Annotated in this window: 18 protein-coding genes; 13 read left to right on the forward strand and 5 right to left on the reverse strand. The window is 63.5% G+C overall.

Features of this window, described 5'->3' with window-relative positions:
- Positions 1 to 19 precede the first annotated feature (19 nt).
- Entirely contained in the window at positions 20 to 2,767 is a 2,748-nt protein-coding gene (locus GRB80_RS05095) for a bifunctional acetate--CoA ligase family protein/GNAT family N-acetyltransferase (protein WP_161422753.1), read from the reverse strand.
- A gap of 122 nt (positions 2,768 to 2,889) precedes the next feature.
- Here GRB80_RS05095 and GRB80_RS05100 point away from each other — a divergent pair, with 122 nt between their 5' ends.
- Positions 2,890 to 3,849 carry a histone deacetylase family protein gene (locus GRB80_RS05100; protein WP_161422754.1) on the forward strand — a complete coding sequence of 320 codons (960 nt, stop codon included), beginning with the start codon at positions 2,890 to 2,892 and terminating at the stop codon, positions 3,847 to 3,849.
- Positions 3,850 to 3,928: 79 nt separating this feature from the next.
- On the forward strand, positions 3,929 to 4,561 hold the full coding sequence (locus tag GRB80_RS05105) for a helix-turn-helix domain-containing protein (RefSeq protein WP_132041015.1): 633 nt from the start codon (positions 3,929 to 3,931) through the stop codon (positions 4,559 to 4,561).
- On the opposite strand, the gene GRB80_RS05110 is transcribed toward GRB80_RS05105, so the two are convergent.
- Positions 4,562 to 5,413, reverse strand: a complete 852-nt coding sequence (locus GRB80_RS05110; protein WP_132041014.1) for a formate dehydrogenase accessory sulfurtransferase FdhD — start codon at positions 5,411 to 5,413, stop codon at positions 4,562 to 4,564.
- Between the two features lie 108 nt (positions 5,414 to 5,521).
- Between GRB80_RS05110 and GRB80_RS05115 the strand changes: the two genes are divergently transcribed.
- The 11 genes from GRB80_RS05115 (at position 5,522) to GRB80_RS05165 (ending at position 16,098) form a co-directional block, all read left to right on the forward strand.
- Complete coding sequence (locus tag GRB80_RS05115; protein ID WP_132041013.1) at positions 5,522 to 5,953, forward strand: DUF3305 domain-containing protein; 432 nt, start codon at positions 5,522 to 5,524, stop codon at positions 5,951 to 5,953.
- Entirely contained in the window at positions 5,950 to 6,573 is a 624-nt protein-coding gene (locus tag GRB80_RS05120) for a DUF3306 domain-containing protein (RefSeq protein ID WP_161422755.1), read from the forward strand. Before GRB80_RS05115 ends, GRB80_RS05120 begins: the two co-directional genes overlap by 4 nt.
- A 61-nt stretch (positions 6,574 to 6,634) precedes the next feature.
- A complete protein-coding gene (locus GRB80_RS05125; RefSeq protein WP_161422756.1) occupies positions 6,635 to 8,356 on the forward strand; it encodes a 4Fe-4S dicluster domain-containing protein in 1,722 nt (573 codons plus the stop codon).
- Between the two features lie 4 nt (positions 8,357 to 8,360).
- Positions 8,361 to 9,014 carry a TorD/DmsD family molecular chaperone gene (locus tag GRB80_RS05130; RefSeq protein WP_237561923.1) on the forward strand — a complete coding sequence of 218 codons (654 nt, stop codon included), beginning with the start codon at positions 8,361 to 8,363 and terminating at the stop codon, positions 9,012 to 9,014.
- 78 nt (positions 9,015 to 9,092) lie between these two features.
- Positions 9,093 to 9,296 (forward strand): twin-arginine translocation signal domain-containing protein, encoded by a 204-nt coding sequence (locus tag GRB80_RS05135; protein ID WP_161422757.1) that lies wholly within the window; start codon positions 9,093 to 9,095, stop codon positions 9,294 to 9,296.
- Positions 9,297 to 9,322: 26 nt separating this feature from the next.
- Positions 9,323 to 12,175 (forward strand): molybdopterin-dependent oxidoreductase, encoded by a 2,853-nt coding sequence (locus tag GRB80_RS05140; RefSeq protein ID WP_161422758.1) that lies wholly within the window; start codon positions 9,323 to 9,325, stop codon positions 12,173 to 12,175.
- Positions 12,176 to 12,230: 55 nt separating this feature from the next.
- On the forward strand, positions 12,231 to 12,884 hold the full coding sequence (gene fdh3B, locus GRB80_RS05145) for a formate dehydrogenase FDH3 subunit beta (protein ID WP_161422759.1): 654 nt from the start codon (positions 12,231 to 12,233) through the stop codon (positions 12,882 to 12,884).
- A gap of 12 nt (positions 12,885 to 12,896) precedes the next feature.
- Positions 12,897 to 13,955, forward strand: a complete 1,059-nt coding sequence (locus GRB80_RS05150) for a formate dehydrogenase subunit gamma (protein WP_161422760.1) — start codon at positions 12,897 to 12,899, stop codon at positions 13,953 to 13,955.
- Between the two features lie 86 nt (positions 13,956 to 14,041).
- On the forward strand, positions 14,042 to 14,377 hold the full coding sequence (locus tag GRB80_RS05155) for a DUF1244 domain-containing protein (protein WP_132041006.1): 336 nt from the start codon (positions 14,042 to 14,044) through the stop codon (positions 14,375 to 14,377).
- Positions 14,370 to 14,891 (forward strand): molybdenum cofactor biosynthesis protein B, encoded by a 522-nt coding sequence (gene moaB / locus GRB80_RS05160; RefSeq protein WP_161422761.1) that lies wholly within the window; start codon positions 14,370 to 14,372, stop codon positions 14,889 to 14,891. The genes GRB80_RS05155 and moaB overlap by 8 nt, the downstream gene beginning before the upstream one ends.
- A complete protein-coding gene (locus GRB80_RS05165; RefSeq protein WP_161422762.1) occupies positions 14,884 to 16,098 on the forward strand; it encodes a molybdopterin molybdotransferase MoeA in 1,215 nt (404 codons plus the stop codon). The genes moaB and GRB80_RS05165 overlap by 8 nt, the downstream gene beginning before the upstream one ends.
- Here GRB80_RS05165 and GRB80_RS05170 read toward each other — a convergent pair.
- From GRB80_RS05170 to tusB, 3 genes are read right to left on the reverse strand one after another with little or no spacing between them, the layout of a single operon-like run.
- Entirely contained in the window at positions 16,085 to 16,672 is a 588-nt protein-coding gene (locus GRB80_RS05170) for an acyl carrier protein phosphodiesterase (protein WP_132041003.1), read from the reverse strand. The two genes, GRB80_RS05165 and GRB80_RS05170, sit on opposite strands and share 14 nt — an antisense overlap.
- 7 nt (positions 16,673 to 16,679) lie before the next feature.
- Positions 16,680 to 17,033, reverse strand: coding sequence for a TusE/DsrC/DsvC family sulfur relay protein (locus tag GRB80_RS05175; protein WP_161422763.1), 354 nt, complete (start codon positions 17,031 to 17,033; stop codon positions 16,680 to 16,682).
- Positions 17,033 to 17,320, reverse strand: coding sequence for a sulfurtransferase complex subunit TusB (tusB, locus tag GRB80_RS05180; RefSeq protein WP_161422764.1), 288 nt, complete (start codon positions 17,318 to 17,320; stop codon positions 17,033 to 17,035). The genes GRB80_RS05175 and tusB overlap by 1 nt, the downstream gene beginning before the upstream one ends.
- Position 17,321 lies beyond the last annotated feature (1 nt).

Consider the following 17,321-nt stretch of genomic DNA (forward strand, 5'->3'; position numbering starts at 1 on the left):
TGGGTGCATTCCCTGGTGGTCAGTCCAGCGGGCTCTCCAGGCGGTGGCGTTGCCATTCGCTTTCGGGCTCGTTGAGGCGCAGCACGGCATCCACTACCTGCTCCTCCATGTTGTAGCGCTGCTTGAAGCCCAGGTGCTTCATCAGCGCCCGCATGGGGTGGTTGTCGACCATGATCTTGCCGATCATCTCCAACGTGCCAACACTCCTGCAGTAGTTGATCATCTTGTTCATCAGCAGGCTGCCGATCCCCAAGCCCTGTAGATCATCGCGGATGATGACGGAAAACTCGGTACGAATGTTGTCGGGGTCGTTCCATACCCTGACCACGCCCAGCATCTCCTTGCGACCATCTTCCAGCAGGTGCTCGGCAATAAAGGCCATCTGTCGGTCGTAGTTGATATGCGAGAGCATCGACAGGTCGCGCTGGGTCAGGTCGGCCTTGTTGTGGAAGTAACGGAATCGAATGCTCTCTTCCGAGAGCTTGTCATGGAAGCTGGTAATCAGCGGGGCATCCTCTGCCCGGATCGGGCGGACCTCAACCTCCCAACCATTGTTCAGCGTGGTCCACTCTCTCAGCTCCTCGGGATAGGGCATGATCGCGAAGCGTGCCGGACGCCCCAGGTCCATGGCGAAGTCTACCGCGACCACGCCATCTCGATTGAGCAGCAGCGGATTGATCTCCAGCCCCCGCAGCTCGAGAAGGTCGGTGGCCATCTGCGACAACTTGACCAGTAGCTGGCATAGCTGATCGATATCACGCTCGGGGTCGCTCGAGTGCTCGTGGATCAGACGTGCGACATGGGTGTGCTCCACCAGATCCTCGGCCAGCCGCATATTGAGCGGCGGCAGGGCGACCTGGCGGTCGGCCAGGATGTTGACCTTGTAACCGCCGATCCCGAATACCACCACGGGACCAAATACCGGGTCGCGGGTAATTCCCGCACACACCTGCATGGAGTGCTTGCCCCGTTGCATCGGCTGCAGGCAGTACTCGCGGACCTCGAAGGCGGGATAGTTCTCGGCGACCTTTTCTCGCAGCAGCTCGATGCCCTCTGCGACCTGCTGCGGCGTCTTCAGGTCCTGAAGCAGCCCCGCCGAGAGGCGGTGTGGGTGCTTGCGGTACCGGAATGGCCGACAGTTGCCCTCGTGAACCACCTTCAACGCCAAGCTGCCACCGAAGGCTTGTGCTGCCAGGGCGCCCTCTTCGGCCGTCGTGACATAACGGCTTGGCGCCACCGCAATGCCGTAGGCCTCGAGCACCCGAGCGGCCTCGGAATGGGTCAGGGTCTCGCGCCCTTCGGCCTTGACCGAGTCGATCAGCTTGCGGCACCGCACCCGAATCTCACGGTTCGTGGAAAATGGCAGGCTGGGTGGCGTCTCCTGCAGCAGTGACTGCACACGCTGATAGTCCACCATGTGCATGAAGGCCTTGATCGCCTGCTCGGGAGAGACATAGGTCGGAATGCCCGCCAGATTACACTCGTGCCGGGCGGAAAAGGCCTCCTCCAGCCCCATGAAGCTGGTCAAGAGGTTACGTCGAAAGCGTTTGCGATTGGCCACCAGCGCCTGGGCGGTGATCTTGGAAGGCGCCAGTCGAGTGGGGGCATGTACCACCAGCACCGCATCGACGTTGGGGTCCCCCGCCACCACTTCCAGGGCATCCACCATCATCTCCGGGGTGGCGTTGCCCCCCAGGTCGACGGGGTTCTCTCCGGGCTTGCTGATATCCAGGCCACCGCTGCGCAGGGTTCGACGCGTCTCCTCGGTGAAGTCTGCCAGCTTGCCACCGGCAGTGATCAGCTTGTCGATGGCCAGCATCGCCGGCCCCAGACCGTTCGAGACGATGGCCAGGCGATCTCCGCGCAGAGGCTTCATCCGTGACAGGGTCATCAGGGCGTCGAACAGCTCGTCGGAGTCATGGACCCTTACCACACCGGCACGCGAGAAGGCGGCATCGAAGATCTGGTCGCGGTTGGCGATTCCCGGGGTCGGCGGCAGCTCCGTAAGGTCGGACTGGCGGGTGCGCCCACTCTTGATGGCCAGCACCAGGCGATTGCGCGACGCATCGCGCAGCGCCGTCATGAAGTGCTGGGCATCCATCACCTTCTCGAGATGCAGCAGGATGGCCTGGCTGGGCGAATACTGGTTGATGTAATCGAGCAGGTCGGGAAGCAGCACATCGACGCTGTCCCCCAGGGTGATCAGGTGAGAAAAGCCTACCCCCCGCCCCGCCGCCCAGTCGATCATCGCCGTGCCCAGCATACCCGACTGCCCCAGGTAAGCGACCTTGCCCCGCTTGATGGTCTGGCTGGCGTAGGAGGCATTGAGCCGGCGGCCGGGAACGATCAGGCCCATGCATTCGGGGCCCAGCACACGGATACCCGAAGCCCGGGCGGCATCCAGCATGCGACTGCGAATCGAGGCCTTGCCATCGCGCTCCTCATCGAGGTGTGAACCGCCGGAGAGCACCAGGGCGGCACGACAACCGAAGCTGCCCAGCCTGGCGATGCGCCCCGGTACCGTTTCGATCGGGGAACAGATCACCGCCAGGTCGGGCACCTCGGGAAGCTGAGACACCCGGGAGAAGCCCGGTTGACCATGTACGCTGCTGTAGCCCTTGGGGTTCACCGCCCAGATGGCGCCGGGATACTCCCCCTCGATGAGATTGCGGATGACGATCCCGCCCAGGGATTCCGGCTTTTCCGAGGCACCTATCACGGCGATGGTACCGGGTTCGAAGAAGTGGCGAAGGAAACGGGTACTCACGAAGATCTCCCGGCAGTTGGCGCATGGCGCTTGAGGTAGCTGCCTACTGTGTACGACCTATTGACACTGTCTGGCAAGGGCTGGAGACAAGTAAAGTGATCCAAGCCTGCATGGAGAGCCTCATGATTACCGGATATATCACGCATCCCGACTGCCAGCTTCACCATATGGGGCCAGAGCACCCGGAAAGCCCTCTGAGGCTCGAGGCAATTCGTGCCCGCCTCTCCCTGACGGGAACCCTGCAGCAGACCATGCAGACAGAGGCGCACCCGGCGACCGAGGAGGAGCTCGCTCTGGTCCACCCCCTGCGCCATCTTCGCGCCCTGGACAAGTGCGTACCGGAAGCGGGTATCGTCACCCTTGACAGTGACACCATGATGAATCCCGACAGCCTCAGGGCGGCACGCGTCGCCGCCGGTGCGGTGATCCGCGGTGTCGATCAGGTATTTCGCCGCCAGTCCGACAACGTATTCTGTGCGGTGCGCCCGCCAGGCCACCATGCCGAAGCCACCGACGCCATGGGCTTCTGTTTCTACAACAATATTGCGGTAGGTGCCGCCTACGCCCGAGAAAAATACGGTGCACGGCGCATCGCCATCCTCGATTTCGATGTCCACCAGTGCAACGGCACCATCGATATCTTCAAGGATGATCCCGAGGTGCTGGTCTGCACCAGCTTCCAGTTTCCCTTCTATCCCTGGCGCTACCTGCGTAGCGAGTGGCAGAACGTGATCAACACGCCGCTCTCCGCCGGCACCGACAGTGCAGGCTTTCGCCAGGCCATCGAGGATGACTGGCTGCCCGCGCTGCATCGTTTCAAGCCCGACCTGGTGCTGCTCTCCTCAGGCTTCGACGCCCATCGCGAGGATGATATGGCCGAGCTCTGCCTGGAGGATGACGACTTTCACTGGGTCACACGGATGGCATTGGAAATTGCCGAGCTCTATGCCGACGGCCGCCTGGTGTCGGTACTCGAAGGGGGCTATCACCTGGCGTCACTGGGACGCAGCGTCGATGCCCACGTCAAGGCACTGCTCGGACTGCCTTTCGGTGATGAGGCTGGTGATGGTGAGGGCACCTGAGGGTAACCGCAGATAGCCGACACCCGGTGGCGGTGTGGTAAGCTGAGGAAAATCTGTTTCCTATAGTGAACAAAAGAACATGCCAGACACCACCGACCAGGATGCCGCCCTGCGCATCGCCTCCGGGCGCAAGCCCTTCGTGGAACCGCTGCGCCTCGGCGAGCGTCTCCGCGAGATACGTCTCTCCAACCAGTGGACGCTGGAGGATGTCAGTCAGCGTACGGGGCTTGCCCGCTCCACGCTGTCGAAGATCGAGAATGACCAGATCTCACCGACCTTCACCGCCGTTCAGAAGCTGATCGGTGGGCTGGACATCGACCTGCCCCAGCTTCTCTCCCCGCCACGCCAGCAGACTCGCACCATGGGGCGCCGCGACCTGACACGACGTGGTCAGGGTGACCTGCACCCGACACCCACCTATGAACATGAACTGCTGAGCTGCGAGCTGGCACAGAAGCGCATGATCCCCTTCAAGACCATTGTGCGGGCACGCGCCTTCGAGGACTTCAGCGAGTGGGTGCGACATGACGGCGAGGAGTTTCTGATGGTGCTGGAGGGCGAGATCCTGCTCTACTCGGAGTTCTACGAACCGCTACGCCTGGAGTGCGGCGACAGCATCTACTTCGACAGTGCCATGGGCCATGCTCTGGTCTCTACCAGCGAACAGGATGCCGTTGTCCTATCGGTCTGTACCCGCGGTGAGGCCGCCTGATCAAGCCTTCTCGCGTCGCTTGTCCCCCGGGCGCCTGGCGGGGATGGCATCGAGTTCGAGGCGCCGGTCAGCATGGATCGCCTGGAAGTGGCGCCCCTTGGCGCGGGCGATCAGCATGACGCCGAACCGCTCCGCCAGCTCCACGCCCTTCTGGGTCACCCCGGAGCGTGAGACCAGCACCCCGATGCCCATCTGGGCCACCTTGATCACCATCTCCGAGGTCAGGCGGCCGGTGGTATAGAAGATATCCGACGCTTCGACAGTCCCCTCTTCCAGCCACTGACGTCCCGCCAAGGTATCCACCGCATTGTGGCGCCCCACATCCTCCACGAAGTCGAGCACCTCGGACTGACGGCAGAGGGCACAGCCATGCACCGCTCCGGCGCTGCGGTAGGTCTCGTTATAGGCGCCCAGATTCTCGAGTAGTGCATAGAGGACCGACTGGCGAACCGGTTCGACGGAAAGAGGCTGCTGAGGCACGGCATCCAGCAGCCTGCCGAAGACCGTGCCCTGGCCACACCCGGTGGTCACGGTGCGATGCCCGAGCCGCTCATCGAGATCCTCGGGAAGGTGGCGCGTGACCACCGCCGCGGCCTCTACCTCCCAGTCGACATGCACCGCCACCAGATCCTCGCGACGCTCTATCAGCCCCTGATTGCGCAGATAGCCCGCCACCAGCGCCTCGGGATCCGCCCCCAGGGTCATCAGGGTGACGATCTCTCGCTTGTTGAGATAGAGGGTCAGCGGACGCTCGGCGGCAATCGCCTGGCGACGGTGATCGCCATACTCATCGAGCACCTCGATCTCCAGGGTGGCGGGCAGGCGGGCGCGGCTAAGGCTGATCGGTGGCATCCGTTACGAGCTCCCGGCAAACTATAACTGTAGGCAGGCCATGATGGCATTCCCGATACAGAAAGTCTTCAATGTAGACAGCCACCCACGCTCGAGAATTCTTTCCCCATGACAGCCTTCTCAAATCACCGCGCCGTAAGTCTCACGCTGGATGAGCAGACAACCCGCATCAAGGGCTTTGTCTCACGGCGCCACTTTATCCGTGAGCTGACCTTGGGTGACGACGGACCCTGGACACTGACGCTTCAGCTCACCATGACCGAGCGAGCCGCCTACCGTTTCAATCTCACCTCCGAGACGCCGCGACTCTTCGTGCGTGGCGGCGATGCCGGCGAGCCTCCCGTCCCGTCGGCGATCACCGCCAGCCAGGACGTCGCCGGCAGCTGGATGGACGGTGAGCAGGAAGTGCTGGAGGTGGCGATGCCCCTGGCGATTCAGGCCTGGATCGAAGCCTACCTGGCCCGCCACGGCGAGGCGCCGCCGGAAGGACGCAAGAAGAAACGCAAGGGTGCGGGACGCGCCCGGGAGATCACGCCATGAGCCGTTTCGAGCGCTGGTCGCGACGCAAGCTGGGTGAAGAGTCGCAGATGGCAGCGCCACTGCCCGATGGTGCGCCCTTAGACGAGCCAGACACTCACGCCACTCACGCGACTTCCAGTGACAACCAGACGAGTGACCACCAGGAGGGGGGGACGCGGGAGGCCGAGCCGCTTGCACCCGGCAGCCTCGATCACACACTGCCGGACCCCGACACCCTCCCGGCCGAGGCCGACTTCTCTGCCTACCTGCAGCAGGGGGTCAGCCGTCAGCTTCGCCGACGAGCGCTGCGCCGTCTCTGGTCGGCCGGCAATTACGGGATACGCGACGGCCTCGACGACTATGACGAGAACTATCATGAAGTGCTCAAGCCGTTGGCCCGGGACATGGCCGAGCAGTTGCGCCGCTGGACTCGTCCCAGTGAAGAGGCCCTCGAGGAGACCCCGCAGGAAGCGCAGCACGCGGACGATGATATCGATTGTAATACCCAAGCGTCACGCCCTGCCGAGCCGCCATGCGCCGCTCAGCGAGACGACGACGTCGAGGGCTTGTCGCGCCATGAGGAGTCAGCGCAGAGTCCATTAGACGAAGAGGCGACAGACGGCGATAATAAGCTTATCTAAATGTGATATTTTTATATTTCCTAAAATAAAAACAAGCGCGACACTACGACCGTGAGGCTGCATGACACCATCCATTGACGCCATAACCGTGGACGATGCGGCCAACCGCAGCGCCCGCGAGACGGCGAGACAGCGTGTTTCCTGGCCGGTCAACCTGACACCGGCCAGCGTCACCTATGAAAGTGCCGGGCATGCCCTGCTCCTCGGCGACGAGGTTAGCGTGCGTCAGGCGGCGGCACGCCTGCAGCGCAGTGGCCTTGCCGCCATGGCACTGCTGATCACCGAGCCGAGTGCCGATGATGCCAGGCTCGACGAGGATCAACTCGAGACGCTGCTGGAGAGCACCCGCCAGCTGCCCTCCCGAACGCTTACGCCCACCCAGCGTGGCCAGCTGCATATCGAGGGCTATCTCGGGCAGTTCAGCATCGGCCTGCATGGCCCGGACGCCCCTCTGGATCTGGCACTGGCGTTGCTCGGCCGTCGCCACGCCGACCTGATTCTCGACCTGGGACGCTCCCCCGTGCTGGAGCTCGAGCTCCTCCCTCCCGGCTATCGGCACCTCTCCCCCCAGGATTCGGCATGTGACGTCGAGCTGAGCGAGTTTGCCGAGCTGGTTGGAGAGTTTGACAAGCCACGCTACTTTCAGATCAACGCCGACCTCTGTGCCCACTCCGCCTCCGGCAATGTCGGGTGCACGCGTTGCCTTGAGGTCTGCCCCGCCGATGCCATCTCCAGTCACAAGGGCCGCATCGAGTCGCGCATCGAGATCGACCCCTACCTCTGCCAGGGCGTTGGCAGCTGCTCCAGCGCCTGCCCGACCGGCGCCATCCAGTTCCGCCTGCCCGAACCCGCTCGCCAGCAGGAGGCACTCATCAGCTGGCTGGAGGCCTATCGCCAGGCCGGCGGCAAGGCGCCGGTGATGCGCTTTGTCGAGGCTGCAGACCTGGAGGGTGAGGCAGATACCCCGGCGGGCCACCTGCTCGATGTACCGCTGGAGGAATTGGGCAATGCCGGGCACGACCAGTGGCTCACCGCCCTGGCCGCGGGTGCCGCCGAGGTGAGAATCCAGGTACATGCCGACCTGCCGGCCACGCTGAGCGCCTTTATCGATGACCAGATCGCCCAAGCCCAGGTGATGCTGGAGGCCCTGGGCCATGACCCGGGTCGGGTTCGTCGTATTCAGCGCGGTGACAGTGCCGCCCGTGACGCCCTGCCGCAGCGACTGCCCCTCGGCGAGGAGCCTCTTGTGCTCTCGGGGGATGGCAAGCGCGAGCGCTTCGAAGCAGTGTTGGCGCGGCTGATGGCTCTGGGTGAGAGCAGCGGTCAACGTCACCCCATGCCACCGGGGTCGGCGTATGGCGGCCTGGAGGTGAATCGTGACGCCTGCACGCTCTGCTTTGCCTGCGTCAGCAACTGTCCCACCCCGGCCCTGGCTACCGGCGATCAGACGCCGATGCTCAGCTATCGCGAGGCCGACTGCGTGCAGTGTGGCCTGTGCGTCGAGGCCTGTCCCGAGGATGCCATTCATCTGCTGCCTGGTTTCCTGGCCGACCCCAGTCGCACCGAGCGCCAGGTGCGTCACGAGGAAGCGCCCTTCTGCTGCATTCGCTGTGACAAGCCCTTCGCGACCGCCGCCACCATCGCTAACATCAAGGCGAAACTGGCCGATCACCCCTACTTTGCCGGTGATGCGGCCGCGCGTCTCGAGATGTGCGAGGACTGCCGCGTAAAGGATGTGTGGCAGTCCATGGCCCGCGACCCGGAATCACAACTCAAGGTATGACGCCATGACTCGGGATATCGAATCGTCAGTGCCGGCCAGGGAGGATGAGGCAGCGATGGAGCAGGACGCACTGCGCGCCGACCTCTACCGTCTCCTGGCACGCCTGATACGCGAACCCGCCGACGCGCCTCTGCTTGCCTGGCTGGCCGACCACCAATCCGATGACGGCATCGCGACGCACCAGGACCCCGTCGTCTCGGCCCTGATAGCCCTGGCGCGGGCGGCGGCTGCCGCCAGCCCGGAAGAGCTGGAACGCGCCCACTTCCGTCACCTGGTGGGGGTGATTCAGGGAGAGGTCACCCCCTATGCCTCATGGTATCGCCACGGCGAGCTGATGGAGCAGGCGCTGGTCGCACTACGCGCGGACCTGCGACGGCTCGGCTTCACGCGGAGTGACAACAGCCATGACCCCGAGGATCATCTGGCCGCCATGCTCGAGGTGATGGCCATGCTGGTCGAGGAGCAATCACCGGAGGCGGGAGGGTTCTTCATGTCCCACCTTGCTCCGTGGGCGGAGCGTTGCCTCGACGACCTGGCCCGGGTCGATACGCTCTTCTATGCTCGAACTGGAGAGCTGGGCAAAACCTTCATCGCCGAGGAGCACAGCCAGCTGGCGGCAGAGGCAGAGCGCTCCCCGGTCAGAATCATCGAACCCTGACATTACCTCCCCGATGTCAGCCGTTGGCCATGACAGAGATGGCGAGAAGAAAAATTGAGCATGAGAGAGGAGAAGACCATGCGTGCGACAAGCAACCCCGAACGTAGGCGCTTCCTGAAGACACTCGGTGTGGGTACCGTCGCGGCGGGGACTGCTGCTGCAGTGGGACATGTGACCCTGGTTCAGGCAGACGCCGAGCAGAAGGCCGCTCCTCAAAAGGCCGACACCCACTATCGCGAAACGCCCCATATCCGCGCCTTCTACGCCACCCTGCGTGATTGACGGCTGCCAGCAAGGAGAGAAATGTCATGCGTCTGACTCGTAAGGCACCGTCCCAGCAGCCTCAGGGCCTGGGAATGTCTCGTCGCCAGTTCCTCAAGCGAAGCGGTGCGACCACCGGTGGCCTCGCTGCCGCCGGCTTCATGGGAACTCCGATGATGCGGCGTGCCGAGGCCGCCGAGAAGACCGCGGTCTCCAACGCCCCGGTGGAAACCCGGCGTACCGTCTGCTCCCACTGTTCCGTGGGCTGTGGTGTCTATGCCGAGGTACAGGAGGGCGTCTGGACCAAGCAGGAGCCGGCCTTCGACCACCCCATCAACCGTGGTGCTCACTGTGCCAAGGGAGCCTCTCTCCGCCAGCACGGTCACTCCACCCGCCGCCTCAAGTACCCCATGAAGCTGGTAGGCGGCGAATGGCAGCGCCTGAGCTGGGATGATGCCATCGAGGAGATCGGCAGCAAGGTGCTGGAACTCACCGACCAGCATGGTCCCGACAGTATCTACTGGCTGGGTTCGGCCAAGTTCAATAACGAACAGGCCTATCTGATGCGCAAGTTCGCCGCCCTGGCCGGTACCAACAATACCGACCACCAGGCGCGCATCTGTCACTCCACCACGGTGGCCGGCGTAGCCAACACCTGGGGCTATGGAGCGATGACCAACTCGCTCAACGATATTCAGAACAGCAAGTCGATTCTGTTTATCGGCTCCAACCCCAGCGAAGCGCACCCGGTCGCCATGCAGCACATCCTGCTGGCCAAGGAGAAGAGCAACTGCGAGATCATCGTTGCCGATCCTCGCTTCACGCGGACTGCCGCCAAGGCCAACAAGTTCGTGCGCATTCGTCCCGGCTCCGACGTCGCCTTTATCTGGGGCCTGCTGTGGCACATCTTCGCCAACGGCTGGGAAGACCGCCAATATATCGAGCAGCGCGTCTATGCCATGGACGAGGTGCGCGCCGAAGTCGCCAACTTCCCTCCCGACGAGGTGGAGCGCATCACCGGCGTGCCCGAGGCGCAGATGCATGACACCGCCCGGCGACTCGCCGAAAACCGTCCCGGCTGCATCGTCTGGTGCATGGGGGGAACCCAGCACACCACCGGCAACAACAACACCCGCGCCTACTGCATTCTGGAGCTGGCACTCGGCAACGTCGGCAAGTCTGGCGGGGGCGCCAACATCTTCCGCGGCCACGACAACGTCCAGGGCGCCACGGATCTGGGGCTGATGTCCCACTCGCTACCCGGCTACTATGGCCTTTCCGAGGGGGCCTGGAAGCACTGGGCCCGAGTCTGGGATCTCGACTACGAGTGGCTGAAGAGCCGCTTCGACCAGACCGAGTATGCCGATGGCAAGCCCATGCACACCAACGGCATCACGGTATCGCGCTGGATCGATGGCGTACTGGAAGATGACGAGAATATCTCCCAGCGAACCCAGCTCAAGGCGATGTTCTACTGGGGGCATGCGGTCAACTCCCAGACCCGCGGCCCCGAGATGCAGAAGGCCATGCAGCAGCTGGAGATGATGGTCATCGTCGACCCCTACCCCACGGTGGCTGGCGTCATGCATGGGCGGCAGGACGGTGTCTACCTGCTGCCGGCGGCCACTCAGTTCGAGACCACCGGGAGTGTCACCGCGACCAACCGCTCGCTGCAGTGGCGCGACAAGGTCATCGACCCGCTGTTCGAAGCCAAGCCTGACCACGAGATCATGTACCTGCTCTCGCGCAAGCTGGGCTTCGCCGAGGAGCTCTTCAAGAACATCACGGTGAATGGCACCGAGCCACTTATCGAGGACATCACTCGCGAGTTCAATGCCGGCATGTGGACGGTGGGCTATACCGGCCAGAGCCCCGAGCGCCTCAAGCAGCATCAGAAGAACTGGCACACCTTCAGCTTCAGTGACCTCAAGGCCGAGGGTGGCCCCGCCGATGGCGACTACTACGGCCTGCCATGGCCGTGCTGGGGAACGGCGGAGATGGGTCACCCCGGTACACCGATCCTCTATGACACCAGCAAGAAGGTCTCCGAGGGTGGCCTGACCTTCCGCGCCCGCTTCGGCATCGAGCGTGATGGTGAGAACATCCTCTCCGACGGCTCATACAGCCGGGGATCCGAGCTGGAGGATGGCTATCCGGAGTTCACCGCCCAGATGCTCAAGGATCTTGGCTGGTGGGACGACCTGACGGAGGAGGAGAAGGCCGAAGCCGAGGGCAAGAACTGGAAGACCGACCTCTCCGGCGGCATCCAGCGCGTGGCCATCGCCCACGAGTGCGCCCCGTTCGGCAACGCCAAGGCGCGCTGCAATGTCTGGACCTTCCCGGACCCCATTCCCAAGCACCGCGAGCCGCTCTACACCAGCCGCCGCGATCTGGTGAAGGACTATCCAACCTGGGATGACGTCGACTCCCACTATCGCCTGCCGACTCTCTATCGCAGCATTCAGGAGAAGGATGTCACCGACAGATATCCGATCATCCTGACCTCCGGCCGCCTGGTGGAGTACGAGGGCGGTGGCGAAGAGACGCGCTCCATGTCGTGGCTGGCCGAGCTGCAGCAGGAGATGTTCGTCGAGATCAACCCGGCACTGGCGAACGACCTTGGCATCGCCGAGGGCGAGGATGTCTGGGTAGAAGGCGCCGAGGGGGGGCGCGTCAAGGTCAAGGCGCTGGTCACTCCGCGCGTGGCGCGTGAGGTCGTGTTCATGCCCTTCCACTTCGGTGGCAAGTTTCAGGGCGAGAATCTGCATGACCGCTATCCGGAGGGGTCGGCCCCCTACGTTCAGGGCGAGGCGGCCAACACCGCCACGACCTACGGTTACGACTCGGTGACCCAGATGCAAGAAACCAAGTGCACCCTGTGCCGTATCGAGCGCGCCTGACGCCTGACATGAAACGCGGAGTGGCCAGGTTCCACTCCGCGCCAAGGAGATTATCATGGCCCAGATGAAGTTTATGTGTGACGCCGAGCGCTGCATCGAGTGCAACGGTTGCGTCACCGCCTGCAAGAACGCCAACGAAACCGATTGGGGGATCCAGCGCCGTCGTGTCGTGACACTCAACGACGGACAGCCCGAGGAGGTCTCCATCTCGGTCGCCTGCATGCACTGTGACGATGCCCCCTGCATGGCGGTCTGCCCCACGGACTGCTTCTACAAGACCGATGATGGCATCGTGCTCCACGACAAGGACCTCTGCATCGGTTGCGGTTACTGCCTCTATGCCTGCCCCTTCGGCGCCCCGCAGTTCCCCCAGCAGAACGCCTTTGGCGAGCGCGGCAAGATGGACAAGTGCACCTTCTGTGCCGGCGGCCCGGCGGAAACCAAGGAAGAGGAGTTCCAGAAGTACGGCGCCAACCGTATCGAGGAGGGCAAGTTGCCGCTGTGTGCCGAAATGTGCTCCACCAAGGCCCTGCTGGCCGGTGATGCCCAGGAAGTGGCGGATATCTTCCGCCAGCGGGTCGTGCGGCGCGGCCACCCCGATGGGGGCTGGTCCGGTAACCAGCGTCGCGAAAGGCAGCAGACCAGGGCGGGCCAGCCTGATGTTTCCATGGCTGACTCTCTCGCTTACGACGCCGCACGCCAGGGCTGAGGAGGTGATGTCATGAGTCACACCATCCATTGGCGGTCGCTATGGCGACTGCCTTTCCTGGCGCTGTTGCTGGTGGTTGGTCTCGCGCTGACCCAGGTCGCCGAGGCTCAATCGGACCCACAGGCGGAGGCGGCAACTGCCGTGCCCGCCCTGGATGCCGACACCTGGCGGCAGGTACGCAGCGGTGAGGTCGATGCCTACTACCGCGACAGCCGCTTCGACTCCACCTACAACCTGGTCAATGCCAGCGGCGAGAGCTGGCGCCAGTGGCGTAATCGCTGGGTATCACCCTATGGCCTGATCGTCATGGGCGGCATGCTGGTGATGATCGTCATCTTCTACCTGGTCGCCGGTCGCAAACGGCTGGAAGAGCCACGCACGGGCAACAAGTTGCTTCGCTGGAGTGCACTCGAGCGGACGCTGCACTGGAGTGTCGCGACACTGTTTATCGTGCTGGCACTGACCGGCGTCACGCTGCTCTACGGCAAGCATGTCTTCTATCCACTGTTCGGGGCCGGTATCTGGGGCACCATGGTGTCGGGCTCCAAGCTACTGCACAACTATCTGGGGCCCCTCTTCGGCATCCTGTTGATTGTGCTGCTGGCCAAGCTGTTCGTGCACAACCTGCCGAAGAAGCATGACCTCGAGTGGTTCCGCAAGGGCGGTGGCATGATCGGCAATGAGCATCCCGATGCCGGTTTCGCCAATGCCGGCGAGAAGGTCTGGTACTGGCTGCTGGCCACCGCCGGCATTGTGGTGATCATCAGCGGCCTGGTGCTCGACTTCCCCAACTATGGACAGGCACGGGACACCATGCAGTGGGCCAACCTGATCCATGCAGTGGGTGCCCTGGGCCTGACCGCCGTGGCCTTTGGCCATATCTATATCGGCACCATTGGCACCGAGGGCTCCCTGGAGGGAATGACCACCGGCTATGTCGACGAGACCTGGGCCAAGGAGCACCACAACCTCTGGTACGAAGAGGTGAAGGGAGAGACGGTCCCGGAGGAACAGATTGCCTCGCGTGGCAAGAATGACACCGCCCAGGGACCCGCCCAGAGCTCCCCTTGAACCGCTCGTCACTCAACCATCGACACCGCCCGAGGGCGGTGTCTTTTTGTTATGCTGGACGAAAACCGCACAGAGGAGAGCGTCTTATGCACCATCTCGACGAGACAACCCGTACCGAGCTCGAAGCCGCGGCATTTCGCCACCTTCTGCGTCACCTCGATGAGCACAAGGAGGTACAGAATATCGATCTGATGATCCTTGCCGACTTCTGCCGCAACTGCCTGTCGAAGTGGCTGGTGGGCGCCGCCGAGGAACGCGGCGCCGAACTCGACTACGAGACGGCGCGCGAGTATGTCTACGGTATGCCCTATGGCGAATGGAAGGAGAAGTATCAGCTGGATGCCACGTCGGAGCAGCAGGCCGCCTTCCAGGCCCAGCAGGCGCGAAAACAGGGCCGCGAGGAGTCATCCCAGAATGGCTGAGCCGATGATTCCCCTCTCTGTCGCCGTATTGACGGTGTCCGATACCCGCACCGAAGAGACCGACCGCAGCGGGCAGGTACTGGTCGAACGCCTGGAGCGCACCGGGCACCGACTGGCCGACAAGCGTATTGTCCGCGATGATATCTATCAGATTCGCGCCGTCGTGGCGGCCTGGATCGCCGACCCCGACATTCAGGTCGTGCTGACCACCGGAGGAACAGGCTTTACCGGACGCGACTCCACACCGGAGGCGGTCTCGGTGCTGTTCGATAAACGCATCGAGGGATTTGGTGAACTATTCCGCCATCTGAGTTGGCAGGAAATCGGCAGCTCCACCGTACAGAGCCGCTGCCTGGCCGGGCTCGCCAATGCGACCGTCATCTTCTGCCTGCCCGGCTCCACCGGCGCCTGCCGGACCGCCTGGGACGGCATCCTGGCCGAGCAGCTCGATAGCCGTCACAAGCCGTGCAATTTTGCCAACCTGGTGATTCCCGAGCGGGGTCAGCATGGATAGCCCACTCAAACCGGTGACGGCGGCTCTTGACGCGCTGCTCAAGGATGTCGGGGTGCTCGAGACCCAGCGCGTGGCGTGCGAGGAGGCCGCCGGCCGCGTGCTGGCCAATGACGTCATGGCGCGACTCGATGTGCCCTCCTTCGACAACAGCGCCATGGATGGCTATGCGCTGCACCATGGCGATGCCGGCCAGGCACTGCCCATTCGCCAGCGGATCGCCGCCGGGACTACGGTGCAGCCACTGTCGCCCGGCAGCTGCGCGCGGATCTTCACCGGCGGAGAGATTCCGCCGGGAGCCGACTGCGTCGTGATGCAGGAGCGTGTCGAGGTAGCGGATGGCGTCGCCACCCTTCCCGGCGATATCCCGCAGGGTGACAACATCCGTCGACGGGGCCGAGACGTTGCCTGCGGCTCGGTTCTGCTGGAGGCCGGCCGTCGCCTGGAGGCCGCCGCCCTGGGGCATCTTGCCGGCCAGGGCATCACCGAGGTGGAGGTACGCCGGCGTCCACGCGTCGCGCTGCTCTCCACCGGGGATGAGATCGTCGACCCCGGCACTCCTCTGGGGCCGGGACAACTCTATAACTCCAATCGCCCCATGCTGCGCCGCCTGCTGGAACGCTTCGGGGCAACGGTCGTCTCGATGACATCGATTCCCGACGACCCTTCCGCTACCCGCCGCATGCTCGCCGAGGCCGCCAGCCACGCCGACATCGTGGTGACTACTGGAGGTGTCAGCGTCGGCGAGGAGGATCACGTCAAGGCGGCGGTGGAAGCGTTGGGGGAGCTGGACCTGTGGCGTCTGGCGATCCGTCCAGGGAAACCGCTGGCCCTGGGCAGAATCGGCCGCGGCAACGGCGATGGTGAGGCGCGCTTCGTGGGACTTCCCGGTAACCCGGTCTCAAGCTTCGTCGGGACCTGGCTGTTCCTGAGGCCCCTGATAGGCCGCATGCTGGGCTGCCCGGCCCTTACCACGCTACCCGAAATACCGGCGCGCAGTGGATTTGCGACCCGGACCGGGCCTCGCGCGCATTACATGCGTGTGAAGCTGCGCTTCGATGACCAGGGCGTGCATGCCGAGGCCTTTACCGACCAGAACTCGGCCGTCCTCTCCTCCTGCATCGAGGCCGACGCTTTGGCGGTCATTCCCGCGGAGACCTCGATCTCCCCCGGAGAGCCGATCAACTGCCTGTGGCTCATGAGCGGTTAGTATCATAAGGAGCGACTTCCAGCGCTTCGCGCACATCGGACCAGAGGCGCTGAAACTCTTCCCCCAGTCTGGGATATTCGGCTTCCAGCCACGGCACCAGTTCCGCGAGCCGGTTGGGTCCCGAGAGGCGCTGACCAATGCCACGGATGGCTCGGCAGGTGAAGCTAAAGTCGGCATAGCGACGCAGCCAATCCTGCTCCACCAGCACGGGCACCATCGGTGCCAGCCGTGAGGGTGCCGAGCGGCGGCTCAGCAACCGATAACTGCGTGAGACGACCGACGACTCCTCATCCTGCGCCTCTTCGAGGTCCAGGGCCACAAAGTGGTCCCAGACCAGATCCAGGGCGATGCCCATATAGCGTCTGCCAGAGCGTGGCGAGCACGCCAGAATATCTCGGGTCACCGCGTGGCGATCCACGAAGGCATCGACCCGACGGTGGTGACGGATGCCGTGCGCCACGTCGGTGGACCAGGCCTCCAGGTCGCTCCCCTTCACGCCATCGGCGATCAGATTGCCATACAGAAAATCGTCGCCTCCACCGCGGGCGAGCCAGGCATGGGCAAGGAAGTTCATAATGGCCTCATAGGCAGTTGGCGGGCTTGGGTAGCCCTGCCAGTCGTGCGCCTACCTTGGCGGGGCTGCCCGGGAACAGTTTCATCAGGTAGATCGAGCGTCCCTTGTCGGGCCCGAGGGCCTGGCCGACGGCCTTTACCAGTGGACGCATCGCCGGTGCCTGTTCGAAGCGGGCATAGAAGTCCCGCAGCACCTGGATGACCTCCCAATGCTCTGCGGTCATCGCGATGCCCTCCTCCTCCGCGAGCTGCTCACAGACGTGTATCGACCAGTCGTTCATGTTGACGAGATAGCCTTCGGGATCGAGCGGGATATTTTGATTATAGACACGTAGATAACGGTATATTTCTGTGCTTGCCATCAGTACCAGCTCACCGTGCGCTCGCACGTTTCGGTCATGGAAATGAAGCCTTCGACGTCGACAACCCTCACCGCTTGGTCCCGGAGCGGGAGGAGTCCACGGGACTCGAGGTCTTCCTGCAGGGCATAGAGGCGCCCCGCCACCCGGTTGAAATGCTCCCGGTGTGCCGGCAAGGCACCGATGACACCATCTTCGATCAACAGCAGCTTGTCATCCGGCCCCATTCCCGCCAAGGCCTGGGCAAGAACCTGGGATGTCGGGGGCCTGTTCAGGGTATGCAGCAACATG

It is taken from the genome of Halomonas icarae (genome assembly GCF_009901955.1).
Classification (GTDB): domain Bacteria; phylum Pseudomonadota; class Gammaproteobacteria; order Pseudomonadales; family Halomonadaceae; genus Halomonas; species Halomonas icarae.

Coding starts and splice junctions, on each gene's coding strand:
- GRB80_RS05100 (WP_161422754.1), top strand. CDS start 2,890: ATGATTACCGGATATATCACGCATCCCGACTGCCAGCTTCACCATATG.
- GRB80_RS05105 (WP_132041015.1), top strand. CDS start 3,929: ATGCCAGACACCACCGACCAGGATGCCGCCCTGCGCATCGCCTCCGGG.
- GRB80_RS05110 (WP_132041014.1), bottom strand. CDS start 5,413: ATGCCACCGATCAGCCTTAGCCGCGCCCGCCTGCCCGCCACCCTGGAG.
- GRB80_RS05115 (WP_132041013.1), top strand. CDS start 5,522: ATGACAGCCTTCTCAAATCACCGCGCCGTAAGTCTCACGCTGGATGAG.
- GRB80_RS05120 (WP_161422755.1), top strand. CDS start 5,950: ATGAGCCGTTTCGAGCGCTGGTCGCGACGCAAGCTGGGTGAAGAGTCG.
- GRB80_RS05125 (WP_161422756.1), top strand. CDS start 6,635: ATGACACCATCCATTGACGCCATAACCGTGGACGATGCGGCCAACCGC.
- GRB80_RS05130 (WP_237561923.1), top strand. CDS start 8,361: ATGACTCGGGATATCGAATCGTCAGTGCCGGCCAGGGAGGATGAGGCA.
- GRB80_RS05135 (WP_161422757.1), top strand. CDS start 9,093: ATGCGTGCGACAAGCAACCCCGAACGTAGGCGCTTCCTGAAGACACTC.
- GRB80_RS05140 (WP_161422758.1), top strand. CDS start 9,323: ATGCGTCTGACTCGTAAGGCACCGTCCCAGCAGCCTCAGGGCCTGGGA.
- fdh3B (WP_161422759.1), top strand. CDS start 12,231: ATGGCCCAGATGAAGTTTATGTGTGACGCCGAGCGCTGCATCGAGTGC.
- GRB80_RS05150 (WP_161422760.1), top strand. CDS start 12,897: ATGAGTCACACCATCCATTGGCGGTCGCTATGGCGACTGCCTTTCCTG.
- GRB80_RS05155 (WP_132041006.1), top strand. CDS start 14,042: ATGCACCATCTCGACGAGACAACCCGTACCGAGCTCGAAGCCGCGGCA.
- moaB (WP_161422761.1), top strand. CDS start 14,370: ATGGCTGAGCCGATGATTCCCCTCTCTGTCGCCGTATTGACGGTGTCC.
- GRB80_RS05165 (WP_161422762.1), top strand. CDS start 14,884: ATGGATAGCCCACTCAAACCGGTGACGGCGGCTCTTGACGCGCTGCTC.
- GRB80_RS05170 (WP_132041003.1), bottom strand. CDS start 16,672: ATGAACTTCCTTGCCCATGCCTGGCTCGCCCGCGGTGGAGGCGACGAT.
- GRB80_RS05175 (WP_161422763.1), bottom strand. CDS start 17,033: ATGGCAAGCACAGAAATATACCGTTATCTACGTGTCTATAATCAAAAT.
- tusB (WP_161422764.1), bottom strand. CDS start 17,320: ATGTTGCTGCATACCCTGAACAGGCCCCCGACATCCCAGGTTCTTGCC.